Here is a 22,668-nt window from a genome sequence, read left to right as displayed (position 1 = left end):
TTATGAGTCCTTTCTGATTCTTGTGTAAAGTCGAGTCGTTGTACTCGGCTTTTTCTTAGGTGCAAGTTTAATCACACTTTTTTGTAGCATTAGGCTATTTGGATAGGTAATTAAGTTGCCATTGTCGTGCCTAATTAAGACGTGGAACATTCGTATGTCTTGAATAATGCCAGAAATATCCTCGTCTTTATCAACCACCTTAATTCGGTCACCAACACGATAAGGAAAGACGAAAAAGATCAAGAAACTCGCGGTTATGTTGCTCAACATTGACCACTGTGCGACGAGAGCGACACCTAATACTGCAAAAACTGAGGAGAAGAACAGTGATAAGTCGCCGTATCCAACACCCACAGTAATAGAGAATATGGCAATAAATATGAAGGCAAAAGCGATATTGAAAGTTCTCAGGATAAAACTGCTTCTAGCGGCAGATACTTTCTTGGTTTCTGATAACCGTTTAATCCAACCATTTACCAGCTTAGTAAACAGGTAATAACCAAGAAATAGCACGATCGCAAGTAAGATTTGGACCGAGAGGGTATGCGGAATTGAGTTCGCTAGGCGTAGTAAATGTTCCATGGTATTCAGAGTTCGTTAACAAGTCATAAGGAATATGGAGCCCAAAGGGACGGAATACAAGCTAATAGTAAAAACACAAAAAAGCGCTGCGAGGAGCAGCGCTGAAAATGCCTATTTGGGGGTGGCATAGTGCCAAGTGAGTAGGCTCACTTGGACTTTTAAATGGGTTAGGCTGTCGCCACTTCTTTGCTTTCTTCACGACGCTTTAGGAAAGCGTAAGTGAAGCCAGTTACTGCCGTACCTGCCGCGATAGCCACTAGGTACATAAGCACTGGTGAGATTGCACCTGGAATCAGTAGAACAAACAGACCACCGTGTGGCGCCATTAGTTTCGCACCGACTAACATAGATAGAGCACCTGTTAACGCACCACCAATCATACAAGATGGGATAACACGCATTGGGTCTTTTGCTGCGAATGGAATCGCACCTTCAGAGATGAAGCACATACCCAGTACAAAAGATGCTTTACCCGCTTCACGCTCACCTGCTTCGAACTTATCTTTAGCTAGGAACGTTGCCAATCCCATACCTAACGCAGGAACCATACCTGCAGCCATGATTGCTGCCATTGGAGCGTAGGTTTGAGAAGCTAGTAGACCAACACCAAAGGTGTATGCTGCCTTGTTGACTGGACCACCTAGGTCGAAGCACATCATTGCACCAAGGATAATACCCAGCAGTACTGCGTTCGCGCTGCCCATGTTGTTTAGGAAGTCAGTCATTGCTGCCATGATGCCTGCAACTGGACCACCAACGATGTAGATCATGACCAAACCAGTGAACAAACTTGCTAGGAATGGGATGATCAAAATAGGTTTAAGCGCTTCCATTGACTGTGGCAGAGACACTTTGTCAGCAATCAACTTCGCTGAATAACCCGCAATGAAACCTGCTGCGATACCACCAAGGAAACCTGCACCTGTAGAGCTTGCCAGCATACCGCCGATTAAACCCGGAGCTAGACCCGGACGGTCTGCGATTGAGAATGCAATGAAACCCGCTAATACAGGAATCATCAGAGCGAATGCACTGCCACCACCGATGGTCATAAGCGCAGCCGCTAATGTGCCTTCTTCTTTAAATGCTTCGATACCGAATACGAACGACAGAGCGATGATCAAGCCACCTGCTACAACAACAGGTAGCATGTGAGATACGCCAGTCATAAGGTGCTTATAAACGCCTTTTTTCTCTTCTGTTGCGCCTGCTTGATTACTTGCACCTGAGTGAGTGTAAGTAGTCGCTGAAGCGAAGGCCTTATCTATTTCTTGTTCAGTTTTCTTAAGTGCTAGACCTGTACTGGTTTTGTACAAAAGCTTGCCGTCAAAGCGATCAAGAGGCACTTCAATATCAGCGGCAATGATGACTAAGTCAGCATCAGCGATCTCTTGAGCAGTCAGCTGGTTTTTAGCGCCTACTGAGCCGCGAGTTTCCACTTTAATTGTGTGACCTAGACGTTTACCGTGTTCTTCTAGTGCCTCTGCTGCCATGAAGGTGTGTGCAACACCTGTTGGACAGGCCGTGATAGCAACGATTTTCTTCGCGCCACCAGTTTGTTCAACTGCAACTGGAGTAACTGATGTACCTTCGGTTAGCTCAGTCGCTTTTTCGATTGCGTTAGCTAGGAACGCTTTTGGATCCGTTGTGCACTCGGAAATGCTCGCTTGGTAGACTTTCTTACCTACTAGGCGCTGTGTATCCACAGGCGCATTTGCGGCAACAATCACCACTTCCGAGTCAGCAATTTGCGCGTCAGTTAGTGTTTGTGTTTCAACAACACTTGAGTGACATTCGATAGTTGCATCGTATCCAAGTGCTTTAGCCGCTTGATCGAGCAATCCGGCTGCGATAATGCTGTTTGCTACCCCACTAGGGCAGGCTGTAATAATTGAAATTTTCATAGGTTTGACCTTTGTGTCCATAAGTGCCACAAAATCAGAATCAAAGATTCGGATCGATTAGCGGCTCAGCTCTTGTAACAGTATTTGTTGTTGTAGTGATTTAACTTCTTCAATGCTTGGCACTCCAACACCCACTTGACTTACCGCCAAAGCAGACAGTGCAGTTGCAAAGGAGAGTAATTCTTCTTTAGCGAATGATTGCATGTGACCCCAACATAGTCCTGCAACCAGAGTGTCGCCCGCACCAACGGTGCTAACGACATTCATTCTTGGTGGTTTTGCTTGTAGCCATTGGTTGTTTTCAAACCAAAGCACGCCATCGGCACCCATAGAAACAACAATATTGGTAATGCCTTTGTCTGAAATTGACTCTGCTGCTTCTAAACATTGTTCTTGAGTTTCTAAATGACGACCAACGAACTGAGACAGTTCTTCGTCGTTAGGTTTGATTAGCCATGGCTTAGAATCTAGACCTTTGGCGAGCGCTTCGCGGCTGCTATCGAACAGTACGCGTTTGCCTTTTTGCTCTAATCGTTCGATCCAATTTGCACATTGCTCGCTACTAATACCGCGAGGTAAACTCCCCGCGAAGACAAAGTAATTGTGCTCTTGCATCAACTCATCAAGCGTGGCTTCAAATTGACGGATTGCTGCTTCGTCGACTTCTACACCTGGGAAGTTAATGTCGCTCACTGCGCCGTTCTTCTCGACCAGTTTCACGTTGATGCGAGTAGAGCCTGAGACTCGAATAAAGTGGTCTTTGGCACCCATCTGCTCGAAAAGTTGGCAGAACAGCTCTTGGTTGTCGCTGCCTAGGAAACCTGTCACAGTAACGTCTGCGCCTAAATCACTAAGTACTTTCGCTACGTTGACACCTTTTCCCGCAGCATGTAGAGAGCCTTGATTAACCAGACTCACCGAACCTGTGTTTAAGGTATCTAAACTCCCTGTGAGATCTAGTGCGGGGTTAAGTGTAATAGTTACCACTTTATTAGTTTGTGCTGTCATGACGAGCTCCTTAACCTTCACCAAGGCCGGAAGCGATCGCTTTACCAATGGCTTCTAGTGCCTCTGCTGCATCAGGGCCTTCAGCAGAGAACTGCAATTCGTGACCATGTTTTACTCCTAGAGCAATCACTTTCATTAGGCTCTTCGCGTTAACCGCTTTACCTTCACCGTTTAGGTTAGAAACCGTAATGGTTGATTCGAATTTCTTCGCTTCTGCCACTAACATTGCACCTGGACGAGCGTGCAAACCATGCGCATTCTTAATCTTAAATACGGCAACGTTTCCGTCTGTCACATTGGCACTTGCTACTTCTTCGCCAGTGAAGAAACCCAGCACCTGTTCTGCGGATAGTGATAGCAACTTCTCTTGCTCTTGCTTGAATACCACTTCAGTGATTTTGTTGAGCATAGATTGGTGAGCATTGTTACAAGCTGCAAATGCGATCAGAGCGTGTACTGGTGTACCGTCTAACTCACATTGATTGATGGTTGAAACAAACGCCATACCTGTGCGAGTCACCGCCTTGTCGCTGCTCACTAGCCACAAACCTTTACCTAGGTGAGTAGGGGATTTAGTCACTAGGTCTGCAACGAATTCTGTTCCAGCACCGCCAGTATTTTTTAGCAGACCGCCAGCGACTGCTGCCATTTGAACCATGTCGCTTGCAGGGAAGTTAAGTTGGATAAGTGATGCGTCAAAATCTGCTTCAAGCTGAACATCACCATTAAGTAGAGCGATGATTTCGTTTGCTGACTTCGCTTGCTTAAGCTTTTGTTCAACGCCGTCAGCAGACAGTACTTTGGTAAGCTGTTTTAGGATGCCTAAGTGCTCATCTGATTTTGCGGCAATACCAATTGCGACGTAAGCAGTGTTGCCGTCGCCCCAATCAACACCGTTAGGGAAGTGATGAACCGCAACACCAGTTTGTTTTACAAGACCGCGTGTGTCTGTTGTGCCGTGTGGAATGGCAATACCGTTGCCCAAGAAGGTAGAGTTTTGACCTTCACGATTAAGCATACCGTCGACATAACCTTCTTGAACTAAGCCCTTTTCTGTTAGATCAGCAGCAATCACTTTGATTGCGCTTAGTTTGTCGTCCGACGATTGATTTAGTTTGATGTTACTACTGTTTAGTTCAAGCATGTTCGCTCACCCACGTTATTCTTGTTCTTGAATCGATTCTTTGTTCTGCTTTTAGCTCAACTGAATCGATTCAGCAAAATTTTAAAAAAATTCAGCAAAGCGTATTTGCTGTACCGACTTTGCTGTGCTAGTTCCTATGTTCACTGACATTTTTATCTGACAACGTCACTGTAAATATAGGTCAGTTTTCAAAACTGTGAACTTTGCTGAATCCTTTCAGCTTTTATACTGAACCGATTCAGCTTATAATTCAACTTGTCAGTTAGGTTGGAATTCATTTATATGATCCATCGCACAAAAAGGATCGAGTTATGACTTTAGATGAAATAGCGAAGTTAGCGGGGGTCTCAAAGACCACAGCAAGCTATGTAATCAACGGTAAAGCACAGAAATATCGAATTTCTGAAAAAACCCAAAAAAAGGTAATGGCCGTTGTCGAACAGCATAATTACCGTCCAGATCATGCGGCATCATCACTCCGTGCTGGCCATAGTCGTTCATTTGGTTTGATTATTCCTGATTTGGAGAACACCAGTTATGCACGTATTGCAAAACTGCTCGAACAAAACTCTCGTAAAGCAGGGTTCCAAATTCTAATCGGTTGCTCAGATGATGATCCTGAAACGGAAAAACTTGTAGCTGATGCCTTGGTTTCTCGTCGAATTGATGCGTTGTTTGTTGCCAGTGCTATAACAGAAGCCAGTGACTTTTATCTTACGATCCAAAATCGTGGCACCCCTGTGATTGCGATTGACCGTTCGTTGGACGATGAACACTTTAGTTGTGTGATTAGTGAAGATTTTGGTGCAGCGTTTGAACTTACTAACTCGGTTATCGATACCAGCACGCAATCGGTTGGACTTATCGGAGCTCTGCCCGAACTGAATATTTCTCGTGAACGTCAGTTGGGTTTTGAGTCCGCGGCGAAAGATGCGGGTATCGAGTGTTACGTAACGTATGGTGAGCACTTTAATAACGACGAAGGTAAGCGTGTGTTTAGTGACTGGGTTGAGGCGAACTCTATTCCTGATGCTATTGTGACAACGTCTTATACCTTGCTTGAGGGGGTGTTGGATGTCCTTATCGAACAGCCCGAGTTAATGAGCAAGATTAAACTCGCCACATTTGGTGACAACCGTTTATTGGATTTTCTTCCGACCAAAGTAAACTCGTTACCTCAGCAGTTTGAGCTGATTTGCGATAGCGCTTTGGAGCTGGCGTTAAACGCGTCTGCGAAGCGTTATAAGCATGGAGTTGAGCTTATTCCAAGGAAGCTAAAGATGAGGTAGGTAAGCGTAGCCGTTTTTATCTGAAGTCATTGCTTCCCTCTACTTCCCACGACATTTCAAGCAATTAATCGCGGGTTTACTGGAAACCAATCAACCGATTACTAGACTGCTTTCAAACGATATTCTCGGTGGAAGACGGTAAAGGAGTCGCGATGAAAGGTTTGATGCTTTGGGCTACGGTGATGTTGTCTTGGGTGACGTACGCCAACGATATTGTCGTTAACCAATTAGGTTATGAACCTTCCGCAAATAAACGGGCGTATTGGGTCGATCCAGAAAGCAAGCACCTTGATCTGCTTGCCATTCCCAATGACGTTAAGGTCGCTCGGTTTCCCCTGACCTACAATAGCCATTTACCCAACGGCAAACCGGTTTATGTTGCTGATTTTTCTGTTGTCGCCGAACCTGGCTGGTATGTCCTAAAATCAGCAGATAAGCGTTCGGTACCCTTCGAAATAAAAAACAATGTTTACCAAGGGTTGCAAACTGCTTTAGTACACGCGTTGTTTTTGCAGCGCTCTGGTGAGGCCGTGTATTCACCAGTAACAGGCATGGCGAGGCCGCCAAGTCATATCAAAGACGGTGAGATTTTTCGTGGTGATGAATTTAACCCTAAAGGGACAGTTATTGATGCTAGTGGAGGTTGGTATGATGCTGGTGACTTTGGTAAATATATCGCCACGGCGACAATTACCGTAGCGAGAATGCTTGAAGCTTATCGACAGTCACCGAATCAGTTTGATTCTCCTAACGGAGCAATGCCCCCAATCTTAGTTGAAGCGCTATATGAGCTGAACTGGATGATGAAGATGCAGCGCAAAGACGGAGCAGTGTATCGCAAGCTATCTGGTGCGACGTGGCCTGCTAAAATTCCACCTTGGTTGGATACCCAAACTCGATATATCTATGGCGTCAGTACGCCAGATACCGCAAAGTTTGCCGCTACACTAGCGTTCGCATCGCGCATCTATCAACCATTTGATAAAACCTTGTCAAAGCAAATGCTCGCTGCGGCAGAATTGGCATGGCGTTATTTAGAGACTCAACCTGAGCAATATATCGATTGGCAAAAAGAGGACGACAGTGGTTCTGGCCCTTACATTTACAACCAGTTTGATAAAGAAATTGCGCTGGAGACCGACGTCGACGATAGAATTTGGGCGGCAGCAGAACTCTATATCACAGCTAACAAAGAGAGTTATCTGTCCTATGTTGAGTCGCATTATTCCCAGCTTGTTGCCACCGGACGCCCAATGCTCGATTTTTTTGAATGGAAAAATCCAGCGCTTATGGGGGTATGGCACATTATGACTGAAACCAACACCAAGTTGGTTGAATCTATGAAAAGGGATCTAGATAGTGTCGCGCGTGATTATGCTAAGAGCGCTCAGCAATCACCCTTCTATGTTGCCAACCGAAAGTTCATTTGGGGTTCCAACAAAATGGTTGCCGAGATTGGTATCTTGCTTGCTTGGAACGATATTATCTCTGGTAAACGGGATTACCAGTGGTTGGTTCAAGCTCAACTAGACTACTTGCTTGGTGCGAATGGTTTTAATATGAGTTACGTGACCCACTTTGGAACTCATGCGGTAAGACATCTCCATCATTTATATCGAATTGGCACAGGTGTAAGTCTCCCAGGTTTCTTGGTGGGAGGACCAAATATAAAAGGGCAAGCAGGCATCGCGCCTAAAGACTTGGGAATGCTGAGTTATGTTGATGATGAAAAGTCGTACGCTGTGAATGAGTTTGCCATTGACTACAATGCGGCATTAATCGGTTTGCTCGCCGTAATTGACTACTATCAGGAAGAGTAAGATAAGTCACCCTCTTACCGAGCGTAAGAGGGTAGAATTGGTTACTGCTGAGCGCAGTTAATATCGCCTAACGCAGTGCAAATCTCTTTTTCACGCTGAGCGTCTTGCTCCATTTTGTTGCCAATTTCTTGGTTATTGCGATATTCATTTGATGGTGCACAACCTGCGATCACTATAAGAGCGCCCATTGCCAATAGTGCTTGATACTTTTTCATGTTACCACTCCTAATCCTTGGGTCATTTATATTGTAGTTATAAGCAAACACTATAGATTGAAAGAGATGGCTATACAACCATATGAAATTTGGTTGCTGGTGAATTGAGCGGCAGAGGACAGAACGAAGGGCGCTTTGGTATTAAGCGCCCAGTTAGGTAGGATTAACCTTTCACGGCTCCTGCGGTTAAGCCGTCGATAAGCTTACGAGAGCTGATCACAAACATCACCATGAGCGGTAGCACGGCGATAGCGACTCCACTGAAAATTGCGCCGTAAGGAACCAGTCCGGTACTACCTTGCAACGCACGCAACGCGAGCGGAACTGTGTACATTTCCATATCGTTCATAACAACCAGTGGACCCATGAAGTTATTCCATTGACCAATGAATACCACAAGACCCAGCGTACCCAACGCAGGTTTGATCAATGGCACAACAATGCGCCAGTAAATTCCGAACTCGCTACAACCGTCCATTCTCGCCGCTTCAATCAGCTCTCTTGGAATGGCGCTGCCGATATATTGTCTCATCAAGAAGATGCCCATCGCCCCACATGCCATAGGGACATAGAGCGCTTTTGGCGTATTCATCCAACCGAGAATCGACATGATTAAAGCGGTCGGAATCATGCTCAAAAACGCGGGTAGCATGAGTGTGCCCATAATGAACACGAACAACATCTTTTTGTATCGAAACTCAAACATAGCAAATGCATAGCCAGCAAGTGAACAAAACAGCAGGTTCAAGGCTGTTGTGATAGCAGCAATGTAGAAGCTCCAACCTAAGTTTTTCCAAAAGTAGGGTAAGTAATCAATGAGCGCGGTTAAGTTGTTGCCTAACTCGTCACCAAACCACAGTGGAGGCGGCACCGACATAATGGCCGTATTATCGTGAGTCGCAAAAACAAACATAAAGTAGAACGGAGCTAACATAACGATCGCACCAAAGGCGACGAAACTGTAGGCGGTGATTTGTCCTGCGGAGAAATTAGTCTTCATCGTTTGCTCCTCGGTTTTTCTCAGAGAACAGTTTGTTGTTGCCCCAAGATAGAGCGGCAATAATCATAAATAGAATCCAAGAGATCGCGGAGGCAGTACCAAAATCACCTTCTTGGAATGCAGTAATGTACATATGCATAGCCGCAGATTTACCGGCTTGGTCTATACCGCCCGTCCCATTGGTAATGATGAAGGGTTCTTCGAAAATTTGCAGACTACCAATGATCGACAGCGTAATCGCGAAGAACATCATCGGTTTAAGCATTGGCAGCGTAATGTAGAAGAACTGCTTTATTCTGCTTGCCCCATCAATGGTGGCAGCTTCATACAGGTCTTTTGGAATAGTTTGCATCGCTGAGAGGTAGAGAATGGTATTCCAACCCACATAACGCCAAAACACCACGAATGAAATCATGCCTTTAGTATATTCGGGCTGATTCCAGTCGATGTTTTGCGTTGGGAAGATCCATGCAAACGGCTCTATACCGCCAATGGAAATAGTACCTATAGAGGTAAGGACCATATTTACTAAGCCATAGTCTCGTGAAAATAGCGTAGTAAAGATCATCGCCACCGCAACGGTTGAAGTAATGTAAGGCAGAAAGTAGACGCCGATGACTCCATTTCTGGCACGCTTAAAACTGGTATGGATGAAGAAAGCCAGAGGTATGGCGACTAAGTGTTGTGGAACGCCTGATGCCAGTGCCATCCAGAATGTGTTGTAGAGCGATTTGTGGAACCAATCGTCGGTAAGCGCAAATTGGTAGTTTTCCCAACCCACCCATTCCATCGCACTGAGACCAGCCGCTGGCTCCCAATAATGAAAGGAAAGGTAGAGAGAGAACAGCATTGGGAACACACCAAATGCTAAGAAAATAATGAAAAATGGACTAATAAACAGGTAGGGTACCCATTTATGACTCTTGGCTCGCCATTGATGCCAAGTACCAGTATTTTCACTGGGTTTATTGGTAGAGGTTATGCTAACAGACATGTTGGACTCCCTGTAACGATACTCGATTAGGCTGCATGTAAAACTTTGCCTTCGGCATTAAATACATGCGTTCGTTTAACATCGAAAAATAGCTCGATGTCTTCACCTTCAAGTCGAGTGAGGGAGTCTGACGAATCGATTTCGGCAAGAATTTTGTTGTCACCTAACTGGCAGTGTAAGTGATACATAGATCCAAGAAGTTCAGCGTGAATCAAACGTACTTTAACGCTGGCAATGTTGTCTGACTCAATGGCTTGTTTATTAAGATACAAATCGCTTGGACGCACACCATACTCGATGCCTTCATGTGAATTGTGCAGGCAGCGGTCAAGTTCAACAACTTGATTGCTGATATTCAGACCACGTGAGTGAGGCATAGTCGCGGGAATCATGTTCATTTCAGGACTGCCGATAAAGGTGGCGACAAAACGACACGATGGGGCGTCGAAAATCTCTTTAGGTGTGCCAATTTGTGCCACATAGCCATCTTTTAAAATCACGACTCGATCGGCAAGACTCATGGCTTCTACTTGATCATGAGTGACGTATAGCGTTGTCGTTTTTAACTTCTGATGCATCGCTTTGATTTCAGCGCGCATGCTGCCTCTTAATTTGGTATCAAGGTTAGACAGTGGTTCATCAAACAGAAAGACAGAGGGAACACGTACCATCGCTCGCCCCATCGCCACGCGCTGTCTTTGTCCACCGGATAAGGCTTTTGGATAACGTTTGAGTAACGGAGTGAGTTCCAAGGAGTCAGCTACGGCAGCAACTTGTTGTTTGATATCATCTTTGCTGCGACCAGCCATTTTAAGAGGAAATGCGATGTTTTGCTCCACCGTCATATGTGGGTAAAGGGCATAGCTTTGAAAAACCATGGCGGTATCACGATCAGTTGGGTGAAGGTCGTTGACTAAGCGGTCTCCGATATAGATTTCGCCCTCAGAAATCTCTTCTAATCCAGCCAACATGCGTAGCGTCGTGGATTTGCCGCAGCCAGATGGTCCCAGAAATACGACAAACTCACCATCGTTAATATGCAGATCAAACTGCTTAACGACTTCAGTTTTGCCGTAGCGCTTTTTTAAGTTCTTAAATGTTACAGAAGCCATAGTTTTCTACTTACCTAAATCGAGCATCACTCCTAGCAATCGCTAGGAGGATGTCTTAAAAATTGATGAAACGGGATTAACGACGAGCGCGGCGCTTAATTTGACGTGCGGCATCTGATAGCGCCTTATCGATCTCTACATTACGAGTCAGTACCGATTGAAGCGCGTCATCGACGATCTGCTCGGCAATAGGATCATGTCGATGTGCCTTAATTGCAGGGATGTTGGCGGCGGCCAGTTTCCACTGCATGCGAGCTTGAGTTCCACCTAAGTATTCAACAGGTTGTTCCATAAATTCGGAATTTTGCGCTTCGATAAGAGAAGGGAAGATATTGAGCTGCTCGAACACTTCCATTTGAATATCAACACGTTGACTCATGAATTCAATGAACTTCCATGCTTCATCTTTATGGTCCGCGCGTTTTGGAATTGCCAAGAATGAGCCACCCCAGCTTGCAAATGTATTAGCAGGAAGGTCTGCGGTGCGCCAGACGTTTTCTCCCGGAGAGATCCAGCCGTTAAAGTGCCCACCAAGCCAAGAGCCCATCATCTGGCTGGCAATATCACCGCGACGCAGACCTTCGGTCCACTCCGTACTCCATGCTTTTACCTGCGCATCGAGATGAGCATCACGCACTTGTTTTGCGAGTTTGAAAGCTTCTTTAAAACGATCGGACTCGACCATGATTTTGTTGTCTTGATCGAAGTAGATAGATTCGCCATCTTTTAGACCAGAGCGGATAACGATATCTTTAATGTCCACCGCGTCTGCAACAAGGTAGGAGCCGGTTTTCTCTTTGATTTTCTTGCCAGATTCAATGAATGAGTCCCAGTCACGCAGCAGTTCTTCTTGGGTCACACCAGCTTTGGCCAATACTTCACTGTGATAGAAAATCGCACCCGGGCCGATATCAACCGGTAGGCTTGATTGCTCGCCTTTGTTGTTTTGGCCTAAAGGTACTGTAAATGGTGAGAAAGTATCAGCAAATGTGCCTGCGTTGTAAGGTGGTTGATTAAGATCTTCCAAGCCGCCTGCGTTGGCGAATCGGCCGATATAGCCCACTTCAATTGCCATTACATCGGGTACGTTCGCACCCGTCGACAGTGAGGTTGTCATCGCTGTGTGGTGATCATCGAATGCCAAAGAGGTTAGGTTGATTTTGATGTCTGGATTCTCTTTTTCAAACATCGGGATCGCCATACGAATTGCCTGGTCGTAGTTTGCAAATGCTGCCACATTTAGCGTCGTTTGCGCCCATGCCGTGCCAGACAGTGTTGCTAGCGCGATAGCAGAGACAAGTTTGGAGTATTTTAATGCTGTTTTCATTGCTCTATCTCTTTCTTATTAGGGTAAGCGCTCAGTTTTTGTTCTTTAGTGCTGAGTCACTTTGTGGTTGATGCTAGCGACCAATTTGGTCGCTAGGTCAGGTAAGCGTTAGTTTGTTCTAGAGTGCGACTATCGTCATATCCGTGAAGTGCACAGGGCCTAATTGGTTGTAAAAACCTACACCGCCAGACTGATAGGTGTCAGGCATGGTTTCATCAATAGACGTCAGAACTTGTTTGCCGTTAATCGAGCAAGCAAACAAATTGCCGTTCACCGAAAGGTCGAAGTGATAGCGCTCGTGTGGTTGCCATTGGAATGGCTCTATGGCGATAACGACATCTTTGCCAAACTCTCTGCGTATCAATGAGATCTGATCATCCGTATTGAGTTCGACTCGGTAGTAACGTTCCAACCCTTGGTAGCGAACTATAGGACCAAAAGCTTGTTTTATCTGAGGCTTAAGCGCGATGGATAAAGAGTAGTCGTGCCAATCTTTACTGCCGTATACGTAGAGGCCAGGGTGAGACGCGTCGTTATTGACTAAGCGGTAGATATCTTGATTGTCGAACTTGATGCAGGTATCCATAGTATTGATAAAGCTGCTTTCCCATATTTCATGGATTGGGTTGCTATCAATGCCTATGGTTTGCGATGGTGTGCCTTGCCAGTCCAATGAATGCAGCTTGATATATCCAGCATCGTTTCCTGAGTGAGGGTTACTAATTTGCAGTCCAACGGTGGCAATCATTACGTTATCGAGTTTTGGTAGGGTCCATTGATGAGTTTGTGGTTGCGTTGACAAGGTGAATGGTTCACTAAAAATGCGCTCAATGTTCATTTGGCTGTCGTAAGTGTCGACGTAGAAGCTGACACTGGCGTGGTCATAATCGGTTGCACCTGACACGCTCGCTTCGATAGTTTGAGACGGATAGAGTGTAGGACTGCCAACTATGTGGTACGACGATTCGTTTACTTTACTATCAAGTGGCGTATGTGTTGCGGTACTCACTTGCAACGGTACACCACATACCAAATGCGAGAAGTCCAGTCGCAGCGCTTGCTCACTGTTGCTAAGGCGTGCGTTTTGGTTGTAGTTCAAGTCAGGGTTAATAGCAAAACCTTGCAATGACCCTTTAGGCGTAAAGTGGAATCTAGGACGTTTGGGTAGGCGCTCATTATAATGTAATTGATGAGCGATCGCATAGAGCTTATCGGCTTCTTGAACTGCATCGAAAATATGATCTTGAATATTGGCACTTGGAAGAAGAATTCTATCCGCGACTGGTGTGCGCCAATCAAAGCCATCATCAAGAGCGGCTAAGCCTAATCGAATACCGTTGAGACAACCTACGTTCGCCGCGTTACAGTCGGTATCCCAACCTAATGTATTCACAATTTTCATTGATTCGTGGAAGCTTTCACCTCCGTAAAGAAGAGATAAAATGATTAATCCATGGTTGGGAATTACATGACAAGTGCCGTCAAACTTGTCGTAGCCATAGTGAGTTTTAAGCTGCGAAAATGCCCAATTCCAATCACGTGGATTCTCTTCATGCCAGCCACGAACAGCGTTAATGACTTCAGCAATTTTCGATTCTTTGGGGATATAACTCAAGCCGAGGTCGATGAGAGCGTGCAAGTCGGTTTCAATAAACGCTTGAGACTCCATAACGGCAAGTAGAACTGCGGCGTGAACGGCTTCACCGTCGTGGCTAACCTTAGCTGCTTCAGTTGCCATCTGCGCGGCTTTATCTGGCATTGCAGGGTTGATGAGTGCCCAGCCATCAATAAAAATCTGTGCGCCTATTTGTTCTGCGACGGTTTTTCCGTTGGTTTCTATTGAGCCACTATGCGGTGCTTCAAACCCATTTCTTAAATTGAGCCAAGCAGTGTGCTCGGTCGATTGTCCATAGCCACCCCACCAAAGAATGGTTTTTCCTTCGATTAAATTATCAAGCCAAGATTGACCAAGATGCTGGCTAGAAAAGTCAGAGCGATACTCATGATCTTCCAAAGCGTGAGTGAACATAAAGGTGCCGGTAATGTCGTCATCACTGACGATAAGAGGATGGTTAACTTGTTCGTTGACGTAGCGGTTTATCTCACCGAATTGGTCAACGATATGCTCGTTAACCCAACCCTCAAAAGGTCGTCCTGCATACACTCCAATTATCTTGCCTAAGATTCCAGCGTACAGCTTTTCGTAATATGTATTATCTAATTTCATTGTTGCTTAAGGTCTCTATATAAATCCGACTGAATATGGACATGAAAAACATGCAGCGAGTGAATTTCTAAATTCATGCTAACGAACAATAATGAGATGTTTTGTGATCTAATCCACCATGTCTAATTTATAAAACTAACAGGCATGAAATATTTTTCATCATAACTATTTGATTGATACAGTTAAATTGTGAAAAATAAAAAGATATTTCATGGCTTTGTTGTATTTCTAAATATGGTTCATGGTTTCGATATAAATAAAATCTGCAGCAGAAGTAGTGAGACAGATATCACTCAATTAGCACATTAATTTGTTTAGCCTTGAGTGATTACAAAGCAAGCGTGAAGTGTTGTAAGTCACACAAACCAAAGCAGATGAGATTAAGGAGAAACGATGGCTTTCAAAGATGATTTTATTTGGGGGGCTGCTGCCGCCAGTTATCAAATTGAAGGTAATACCCAAGGTGTTGATGGCTGTGCAGATTCCGTCTGGGACATGTGTTCTCGCCGTGATGGATTCGTAAAGGGTGGAAACACAGGATTTATGGCTTGCGATCACTACAATCGCTATGAAGAAGACGTAAAAATCATGCAGTCAATCGCTCTACAAGCGTATCGATTGAGCATTATGTGGCCAAGGGTGATGCCAGAAGGAACTGGTAAAGTGAATACTCAAGGGTTGGATTTTTACGACCGTTTGGTAGATGAGTTGCTTGCTAAAGGCATTTCACCTTGGGTGACGTTATTTCATTGGGACTATCCGATGGCGCTGTTCCACAAAGGTGGATGGTTAAATGACGACTCTAGCGATTGGTTCGCTGAATATACCCGAGTGATTGTCGACCGTTTGTCTGATCGAGTGGAAAACTGGTTTACGTTAAATGAGCAAGCATGTTTCATTGGGCTTGGCCACCAAACCGGAATGCATGCCCCTGGTCTTGAACTCCCTGCGAAGGAAGTGAATCGTGCGTGGCACAATGCACTACTTGCCCACGGTAAAGCGGTACAAGTGATTCGGTCGAATTCGAAACGTCCAGCTAAGGTCGGGGCAGCACCTTGTTTCCGAACCGCTGTACCTATGACCAACAGCCCAGAAGATATTGCAGCTGCAAAAGCGCATACCTTTAATGTTATTAATAAAGAAATGTTTAACGCGAGCTGGTGGATGGATCCTGCATTCAAAGGTGAATATCCAGAGGATGGATTGGCATTATTTGGCGCTGATGCACCTATTGTCAAACCTGGTGATATGGAAACCATTTGTCAGCCTTTGGATTTTGTTGGAATTAATGTCTACAGCTCGGAAATGGTACGTGCAGCAGCCGATGGGACACCAGAAGTTGTGGAGTATCCGAATAACTATCCTAAGACCCATTTCGATTGGCCGATTACACCTGAAGCACTCAAGTGGGGCACTGAATTTTTGTATGAGCGTTACAACAAGCCGATTATTGTCACCGAAAATGGACTTAGCACCAATGATTGGGTCAGTTTAGACGGTAGAGTGCATGATACGACTCGCATCGACTTCTTGCATCGTTACTTATTAGGTTTGAAAGAAGCGGCCGCGAATGGTGTCGACATCATGGGATACTTCCAATGGTCAATACTCGATAACTTTGAATGGGCGGAAGGTTACAAGCAGCGCTTCGGCTTGGTTCACGTTGATTATGAAACGATGAAGAGAACGCCTAAGGAATCTGCACTTTGGTATAAGTCAGTGATCGAATCAAATGGCGCGTCATTAGGAGAGACGAGTGCGTTGCAAGGCTGGATGAAACCGAGCGACTTTAACCGAAATACTTGTTAACGCTCTCGGTTTGACCCTGCCGTTTCGAGTAAGTTATAAAGCGTCTATGTTTAGGCGCTTTTTTTATGGGCGCTGATGTTGGTAGAACCATGAAAAAAGAAAAGGAAAGCAAAGTTACCTTAACCGAGGTAGCAAAACGAGCGGGTGTCTCTCCAAGTACTGTTTCTCGTTACTTAAATCGAACCAGCTTCATTGCTAAAGATAAAGTGCGTGCTATCGAAGAAGCGATGTTTGAGTCTGGGTTCAAGAGTAAACCTCGAAAATCGCAACCTATTACCAAGCGCAGTATGTCGATTGGGGTTGTCGCTGCATCATTTGATAGTCCACATATCGCAAGAATATTAAAGGGCATGGACAGTACTGTGCTCAACCACTCATACCAGATCATTGTTGAAACGAGCCATTGGAATAAAGCCCGCGAAACTGAAATCCTCAAACAGTTTAAGCAGCGAAATGCCGATGCTATTGTGTTAATTGGTAGCTACCTCAATGATGCAGAAGTAAAAACGATCCTTGGCAAAACGCCGGTGTTACTACTGGGAAGTCCGGTCTATCTAGCTCCTACAGATAGCATTACCGGTATTCCTCAAGTCTTAGTCGATAATGAGCTTGGTGGGTATTTAGCGACCAATCATTTGATTCAGTTAGGTCACACCAGAATCCTTCATCTTCGCGGAGCCATCGGTAATAACGATTCTGACGAGCGGGTAGTCGGGTATAAACGCAGTTTGGAAAAAGCGGGAATCGAGGTGCTGGATGAGTTGATTGTTGAAGGTGAATTTAAGTCAGAGCAGTCGCTTGAAGTGGTTAAAGAGACAATAGAGCAAGGGATTGAGTTTACGGCTATCTTCGCGTCTAATGATGAAAGCGCTTATGGAGCAATTCAGGCATTACATCAAAAAGGCTATTCTGTTCCGGATGACATTTCACTCATAGGTTTTGATGATCTGCCATTTTCCAGCTACCTAATTCCACAACTCACCACGGTTAAACAGCCACTCGAAATCATGGGATCTATTGCGATACGTTATGCTCTTGATTTGATTAGTGGAATTAAGCCAAACTACCAAGTCCCTCCTGTGGAGGTAATTGTCCGAAATAGTACACAAAGGAATGCGGTGAAATCGGCCATATGAAAGAGAAAAAAGCCACCATATACGACGTTGCTAGAAAAGCTGGCGTTTCGCCAAGCACCGTCTCACGTTATTTAAATCGAACGACCTTCATCGCTAAAGACAAAGTCGACACCATCGAAAAGGCTATCTTTGACCTTGGTTTTAAACCTAAAGGTCGTAAAGCCCAGCCTAAGACAAAGCGAAACATGAAGATCGGTGTTGTTGCACCTTCATTTGATACCCCTTATGTAAGCCGCATCCTATATGGCATGGATCGTAGAATGCGTAACCACAGTTACGATATTATTATCGAAACCACGAACTGGGAACAAAGCCGTGAACGTCACGAGCTTCAAGATCTGGTTTCACGGCAAGTGGATGGCATTATAGTTGTCGGTGGTGATTTGGCAGAAGAAGATATCGCAGCACTAACAGGAAAGATCCCGACATTATTGATGTGTCGTAGAGGTAAAGGAATTTTGCCTCTCATAAACGTTGATAATGAAATGGGGGGGTATCTTGCCACTAACCATTTGGTTCAGCTAGGTCATAAGAAAATCATGCATTTGACGGGACCAAGTGGCAATATTGATTCTGAGAACCGTATTGCCGGTTATTTGCGCTCGCTGAAAAATGCAGGGTTAGTGGCAGAACCCGGTATGGTTATCGACGGTCACTTTGAATCAAGAAATGCTTTCCAAAATCTTACGACTGCATTAAAGGGCGGTGCCAAGCCCACTGCAATATTTGCAGCTAATGATCATAGTGCGTTTGGCGTAATTCAAGCATTGCATCAGTACGGTTTACGAGTCCCTGAAGATGTTTCGGTAATTGGTTTTGATGACCTTCCTATTGATGAATACTACATTCCTCGTCTAACTACAGTACGCCAACCATTTGCAGAAATGGGTGAGATTGGTGTCAGATATCTACTCGATCTTATCAGTGGCAATAAACCAAATTACGACATCCCCCCAGTGCAAGTTATCATTCGAGACAGCACTCAAGCACACAGTTAATTGGTGCGCCCTTAGTGGATCTGGGCGCATTTTCGTTACCTTCTAAACGTTACTATTGTCCTTTTAGTTATTAAATGAAAATATATTTTTTTGAGATCTTGATCGATGAAGTAAATTTTTATTAATGCAAAAGTAAACTAGGCTGTATGACATGCTAGTGACCATTTTGCGTCACTCAGTTTTTTATTCAGGCCTACTTTGTTGTGATTCAGAGCGTTGTCGAGTCGTTGTCGCAAAGTAACACCATGAGTTAGTTTGGATTTAGACAGAAGGGAACAAATATGGTTTTTAGGAAAAACCGACAAGCACTTTGGCTCGTTATGGCAATAGGTACCGCTCCGCTGGCAAACGCAGAGCTGTTTGATTACATGGCAACAACGGACCCCGTCAAAGATCAGCCAAGTGAACAAGGCTGGATTGCAGATCATAGCCAAAGTGGTAGTGGTGCGCTATCAACAGTAGATGGGGTGACAGCATGGGTCGCTCAAGGTGAAGGCGGACGAGCACAGTGGAAAACGGTGTTATCTGACGCGTTAAAGAGTCAAGCAACGAACTACGGCTGGAGGTTATCGACTGAAATGCGCGTGGTTAGTGGCGGCATGATCACCAACTATTACGCCGATGGCAGTCAGCGTGTGTTGCCAATTTTATCCATAAACAGTGCTGGTGAGCTGGTGGTGGAGTTTGAAGGTCGAAGTGGTACTACTGTACTGGCGACAGGCGCGGCGGCAACGGACTACCATAAGTACGAATTGGTCTTTCACCCGGGGGATAACCCTAATGCGAGCTTTTACTTCGATGGACAGCTAATTCTCGATCAGATATCTCCTTCACCAACGTCACAAAATATGTTGGTGTGGGGTAACGGCTCAACCTATACCGATGGTGTCTCAGCATACAAGAATATAGAGTTCGAAGTGCAAGGCGATGTGATTTTCAACGGCCCCGATCGCATACCATCTCTAGTTGCGAGCACAGAAACACCCGGTGTGGTGACAGCCTTTGCAGAGAAACGAGTGGGGGGAGGTGACCCAGGTTCAACCGCCAACACCAATGATATTATTACTCGCGTCTCTACCGACTCAGGGGTGACATGGAATACTGAATTGAACTTAACCGAGCAGATCAACGCTAACGACGACTATGATTTCTCTGATCCTCGTCCTATTTACGATTCAGCGTCTGACAGTGTTATTGTTTCTTATGTCCGTTGGCCGACTGACGCCGCGCAGAATGGCGATAAGATCAAGTCATGGATGCCAAGTGGGGTCTTCTACAGTACCTACGATATCGCTACTTCAAATTGGCTGGCTCCGGTGGATGTGACTCATCAAGTGAAGGAGCACAGCTATCAAATTGCAGGTTGGGGAGGTTCAGAGCTCTACAGTAAATCAGCCACTCTAAACAGTAATCAGGACTGGCAGTTGAATGCCACACTACGAATCTTTGACGGTGCTGCTAACCGAATACAGGCGGCAGATGGAGCTCGTACTTTTGTGGTGACGTTTGCTGTAGACCCGTCAGGACAGCTTACCGCGCAATTAAATGGTGAGTCTTCGCCTGTTGTTGTCGCGCTAAGTAGTGGTGATGTGTATGGTTTTCATCAATACCAAATTGCCTATTCAGCCCTGAGTAATCAAGCGTCTCTATTGGTCGATGGCAATACTCTGGCTAGTTGGTCAGGTGAAACGTCGAGTAGCAATCTTGTGGAGTTTGGTAACGCAGACAGCAGTGTTGATGGCCGAATTCATCTACAGGATATCGCTCTTGAGCAATCAGGCGTGACCTTGGTTAGCCTAGATGCGGCTTATTTAGCTCAACAAGATCCAGCGAGTACCACGACTGACCTAGAACAATTAGGTTGGAGTAAACAGAAGTCCGGCAATACCATGAGCTTTTACGGACACGCCAGTGTGAACCCTGGGCCTGGTCACGGGATCCAGCTTGAACGACAGCAAGCGATTGCTGGTAGTCATAATGGACGCCTAATATATCCCGCTATTACACTAGACCGATACTTCTTAAACGTCATGTCTGTGTACAGTGACGACGGTGGTCAAAACTGGCAAACAGGGGCAAGCTTACCGCTTCCTTATCGTTGGAAGAGTGCGAGCAGTTTGGAAACGCTTGAGCCGAGTGAATCGGATCTTGTTGAACTAGATAATGGTCATTTGCTCTTAACTGCACGCCTTGATTTTAACAAGACCGTAAGTGGTGTTAATTACGGTCCGCGTCAACAGTTCTTGAGTGAAGATGGCGGTAAAACATGGGCTATGCTCAGCGGTAACAATGCCGATGTTTTCCCAGGTATAAGCTCTGGAACCGTCGACGCTTCAATAACTCGCTTCGAAGAAGCGGATGGTAGTCGATATCTGCTGTTCACCAATCCCCAAGGTAGTCCGTCTGGAGCGAGCAATCGTCAAGACTTAGGTTTATGGTTTAGTTTTGACGAGGGCAACAGCTGGAAAGGTCCAATTCAATTGGTCGAAGGTGCATCGGCTTATTCAGATATTTATCAACTTGATGCTGAAACAGCAATTGTGATTGTCGAAACCAATAGTTCCAATATGCGTATACTGCGAGTGCCTGTCACTTTGCTAAAACAAAAGGCGTTGGCGCTGCTTTAAAAAGCGCGAAAACAAAAGCCAGACGAGTTGTCTGGCTTTTTTCTTTTTGGTTATTCGCTTAGTGATTTACCTTGGGTTTTAATCACTTCTTGATACCAATGGAAGCTTTTTTTACGCTTACGTTCTAGTGTGCCGTTGCCGTCATCATGACGGTCGACATAAATGAAACCGTAACGCTTACTCATTTCTGCGGTGGAGTTCGCTACAAGATCGATAGGACCCCAACTAGTAAATCCCATTAATTCAACACCATCTTCAATCGCTTCTCTCGCTTGTACTAAATGGTCATTTAGGTATTTGATGCGGTAGTCATCTTCAATGTTGCCATTCGCATCAATTTCGTCTCTTGCTCCTAAACCATTTTCTACAATAAACAACGGCTTTTGGTATCGGTCGTGCAGGAAGTTAAGCAAAATGCGCAGTCCTTTCGGATCGATCAACCAACCCCACTGGCTTTTTTCCAGATATGGGTTCGGTACACTGTCAACGATGTTACCTACTTCTTTTTGCTTTGGATCGGCACTTGCACAGCCGCTGGCGTAATAGCTAAACGAAATGAAGTCGACTGACGCTTGTGCGATGGTCTCTAAATCTCCGTCGTGAATATCGAGTTCAATTTGGTTTTCACGGAAGTAACGCAACATGTAGCCTGGGTATTGACCACGAGTTTGTACATCTCCGAAGAAGAGCCATTTGTTATTTTCGTGCATCGCTGCGATCACGTCATCAGGGTTGCACGTGTACGGGTAGTTTAACGCGCCTAACAGCATGTTACCGATCTTGCCATCTGGAACGATCTTTTGGCACAGTTTTACCGCTTTGGCATTGGCGACCAACTGATGATGGATAGCCTGATAGATTTCTTGTTCTGTAGCATCTTCTTGCAAACCTACACCGGTAAAAGGTGCGTGCAATGACATGTTGATTTCGTTGAATGTCAGCCACAGTTTCACTTTGTCTTTGTAACGTTCAAACACCGTTGTAACGTAACGTTCAAACATCTCAATCAGTTTTCGATTACCCCAGCCGCCGTAGTTTTCTACTAACGCGTAAGGCATCTCGTAGTGAGACAAGGTCACGAATGGTGTCATGTTGTACTTCGCTAACTCATCAAATAGACGGTCGTAATAAGCGAGTCCCGCTTCGTTTGGCTGTGTGTCGTCACCATTTGGAAAAATGCGAGTCCAAGCGATAGAAAGTCTCAAGCAGTTAAAGCCCATCTCATCAAAAAGCGCAATGTCTTCGGGATAACGGTTGTAGAAGTCGATAGCAAGATCTTTGATACCAGGAGTACGTTCATCGCGAGTTTGATGAGGACTCAAAATGCCTGAAGGCAGCATGTCTGAGGTCGAGAGTCCTTTGCCATCAAGGTTATAAGAACCTTCAACTTGGTTGGCAGCAATGGCACCACCCCACAGAAAGTTATCCGGAAATTGAGTCATATGAAACCTCTAAGCTTATTTGCTTTATTGATTT

Annotated in this window: 17 protein-coding genes; 6 read left to right on the top strand and 11 right to left on the bottom strand. The window is 45.2% G+C overall.

Annotation, left to right across the window (positions count from 1 at the left end; genetic code table 11):
• The 4 genes from HOP38_RS22695 to fruB form a co-directional block, all read right to left on the bottom strand.
• Entirely contained in the window at positions 1–582 is a 582-nt protein-coding gene (locus HOP38_RS22695) for a mechanosensitive ion channel family protein (RefSeq protein ID WP_006069468.1), read from the bottom strand.
• A gap of 167 nt (positions 583–749) precedes the next feature.
• Positions 750–2,486: a PTS fructose transporter subunit IIBC gene (fruA, locus tag HOP38_RS22690; protein ID WP_198559059.1), complete on the bottom strand. Its 1,737-nt coding sequence runs from the start codon at positions 2,484–2,486 to the stop codon at positions 750–752.
• A 57-nt stretch (positions 2,487–2,543) separates the two neighbouring features.
• On the bottom strand, positions 2,544–3,494 hold the full coding sequence (gene pfkB / locus HOP38_RS22685; RefSeq protein WP_198559058.1) for a 1-phosphofructokinase: 951 nt from the start codon (positions 3,492–3,494) through the stop codon (positions 2,544–2,546).
• A gap of 10 nt (positions 3,495–3,504) precedes the next feature.
• Positions 3,505–4,638, bottom strand: a complete 1,134-nt coding sequence (gene fruB / locus HOP38_RS22680) for a fused PTS fructose transporter subunit IIA/HPr protein (protein ID WP_198559057.1) — start codon at positions 4,636–4,638, stop codon at positions 3,505–3,507.
• Between the two features lie 311 nt (positions 4,639–4,949).
• Here fruB and cra point away from each other — a divergent pair, with 311 nt between their 5' ends.
• Positions 4,950–5,927, top strand: a complete 978-nt coding sequence (gene cra / locus HOP38_RS22675) for a catabolite repressor/activator (RefSeq protein ID WP_006069473.1) — start codon at positions 4,950–4,952, stop codon at positions 5,925–5,927.
• Positions 5,928–6,079: 152 nt separating this feature from the next.
• Positions 6,080–7,747: a glycoside hydrolase family 9 protein gene (locus HOP38_RS22670; RefSeq protein ID WP_198559056.1), complete on the top strand. Its 1,668-nt coding sequence runs from the start codon at positions 6,080–6,082 to the stop codon at positions 7,745–7,747.
• A 41-nt stretch (positions 7,748–7,788) separates the two neighbouring features.
• On the opposite strand, the gene HOP38_RS22665 is transcribed toward HOP38_RS22670, so the two are convergent.
• From HOP38_RS22665 to HOP38_RS22640, 6 genes are all read right to left on the bottom strand, one after another.
• A complete protein-coding gene (locus HOP38_RS22665; RefSeq protein ID WP_006069475.1) occupies positions 7,789–7,962 on the bottom strand; it encodes a hypothetical protein in 174 nt (57 codons plus the stop codon).
• Positions 7,963–8,125: 163 nt separating this feature from the next.
• On the bottom strand, positions 8,126–8,962 hold the full coding sequence (locus tag HOP38_RS22660) for a carbohydrate ABC transporter permease (protein ID WP_006069476.1): 837 nt from the start codon (positions 8,960–8,962) through the stop codon (positions 8,126–8,128).
• On the bottom strand, positions 8,952–9,956 hold the full coding sequence (locus HOP38_RS22655) for a carbohydrate ABC transporter permease (protein ID WP_006069477.1): 1,005 nt from the start codon (positions 9,954–9,956) through the stop codon (positions 8,952–8,954). Before HOP38_RS22655 ends, HOP38_RS22660 begins: the two co-directional genes overlap by 11 nt.
• A 26-nt stretch (positions 9,957–9,982) precedes the next feature.
• Positions 9,983–11,068 carry an ABC transporter ATP-binding protein gene (locus HOP38_RS22650; RefSeq protein ID WP_006069478.1) on the bottom strand — a complete coding sequence of 362 codons (1,086 nt, stop codon included), beginning with the start codon at positions 11,066–11,068 and terminating at the stop codon, positions 9,983–9,985.
• A gap of 76 nt (positions 11,069–11,144) precedes the next feature.
• On the bottom strand, positions 11,145–12,395 hold the full coding sequence (locus tag HOP38_RS22645; protein WP_006069479.1) for an ABC transporter substrate-binding protein: 1,251 nt from the start codon (positions 12,393–12,395) through the stop codon (positions 11,145–11,147).
• Between the two features lie 118 nt (positions 12,396–12,513).
• Positions 12,514–14,622, bottom strand: coding sequence for an ADP-ribosylglycohydrolase family protein (locus HOP38_RS22640; protein WP_198559055.1), 2,109 nt, complete (start codon positions 14,620–14,622; stop codon positions 12,514–12,516).
• Between the two features lie 393 nt (positions 14,623–15,015).
• Here HOP38_RS22640 and HOP38_RS22635 point away from each other — a divergent pair, with 393 nt between their 5' ends.
• The 4 genes from HOP38_RS22635 (at position 15,016) to HOP38_RS22620 (ending at position 21,192) form a co-directional block, all read left to right on the top strand.
• Positions 15,016–16,431 carry a GH1 family beta-glucosidase gene (locus HOP38_RS22635; RefSeq protein ID WP_198559054.1) on the top strand — a complete coding sequence of 472 codons (1,416 nt, stop codon included), beginning with the start codon at positions 15,016–15,018 and terminating at the stop codon, positions 16,429–16,431.
• An 89-nt stretch (positions 16,432–16,520) separates the two neighbouring features.
• Positions 16,521–17,567: a substrate-binding domain-containing protein gene (locus tag HOP38_RS22630; protein ID WP_038221737.1), complete on the top strand. Its 1,047-nt coding sequence runs from the start codon at positions 16,521–16,523 to the stop codon at positions 17,565–17,567.
• Complete coding sequence (locus HOP38_RS22625; protein WP_031497171.1) at positions 17,564–18,565, top strand: LacI family DNA-binding transcriptional regulator; 1,002 nt, start codon at positions 17,564–17,566, stop codon at positions 18,563–18,565. The genes HOP38_RS22630 and HOP38_RS22625 overlap by 4 nt, the downstream gene beginning before the upstream one ends.
• Positions 18,566–18,846: 281 nt before the next feature.
• Complete coding sequence (locus HOP38_RS22620; protein ID WP_198559053.1) at positions 18,847–21,192, top strand: exo-alpha-sialidase; 2,346 nt, start codon at positions 18,847–18,849, stop codon at positions 21,190–21,192.
• Positions 21,193–21,242: 50 nt separating this feature from the next.
• Here HOP38_RS22620 and HOP38_RS22615 read toward each other — a convergent pair whose 3' ends face one another.
• The gene (locus tag HOP38_RS22615) at positions 21,243–22,634 is read right to left on the bottom strand and encodes a glycoside hydrolase family 1 protein (protein WP_124941277.1); all 1,392 of its coding nucleotides are present in this window, start codon (positions 22,632–22,634) and stop codon (positions 21,243–21,245) included.
• Positions 22,635–22,668: the final 34 nt, after the last annotated feature.

It is taken from the genome of Vibrio mediterranei (assembly GCF_013364395.1).
Lineage (GTDB): Bacteria > Pseudomonadota > Gammaproteobacteria > Enterobacterales > Vibrionaceae > Vibrio > Vibrio mediterranei.
The sequence above is the reverse complement of the archived record's forward strand: the minus strand, read 5'-3'. Positions and strand labels throughout refer to the sequence as shown.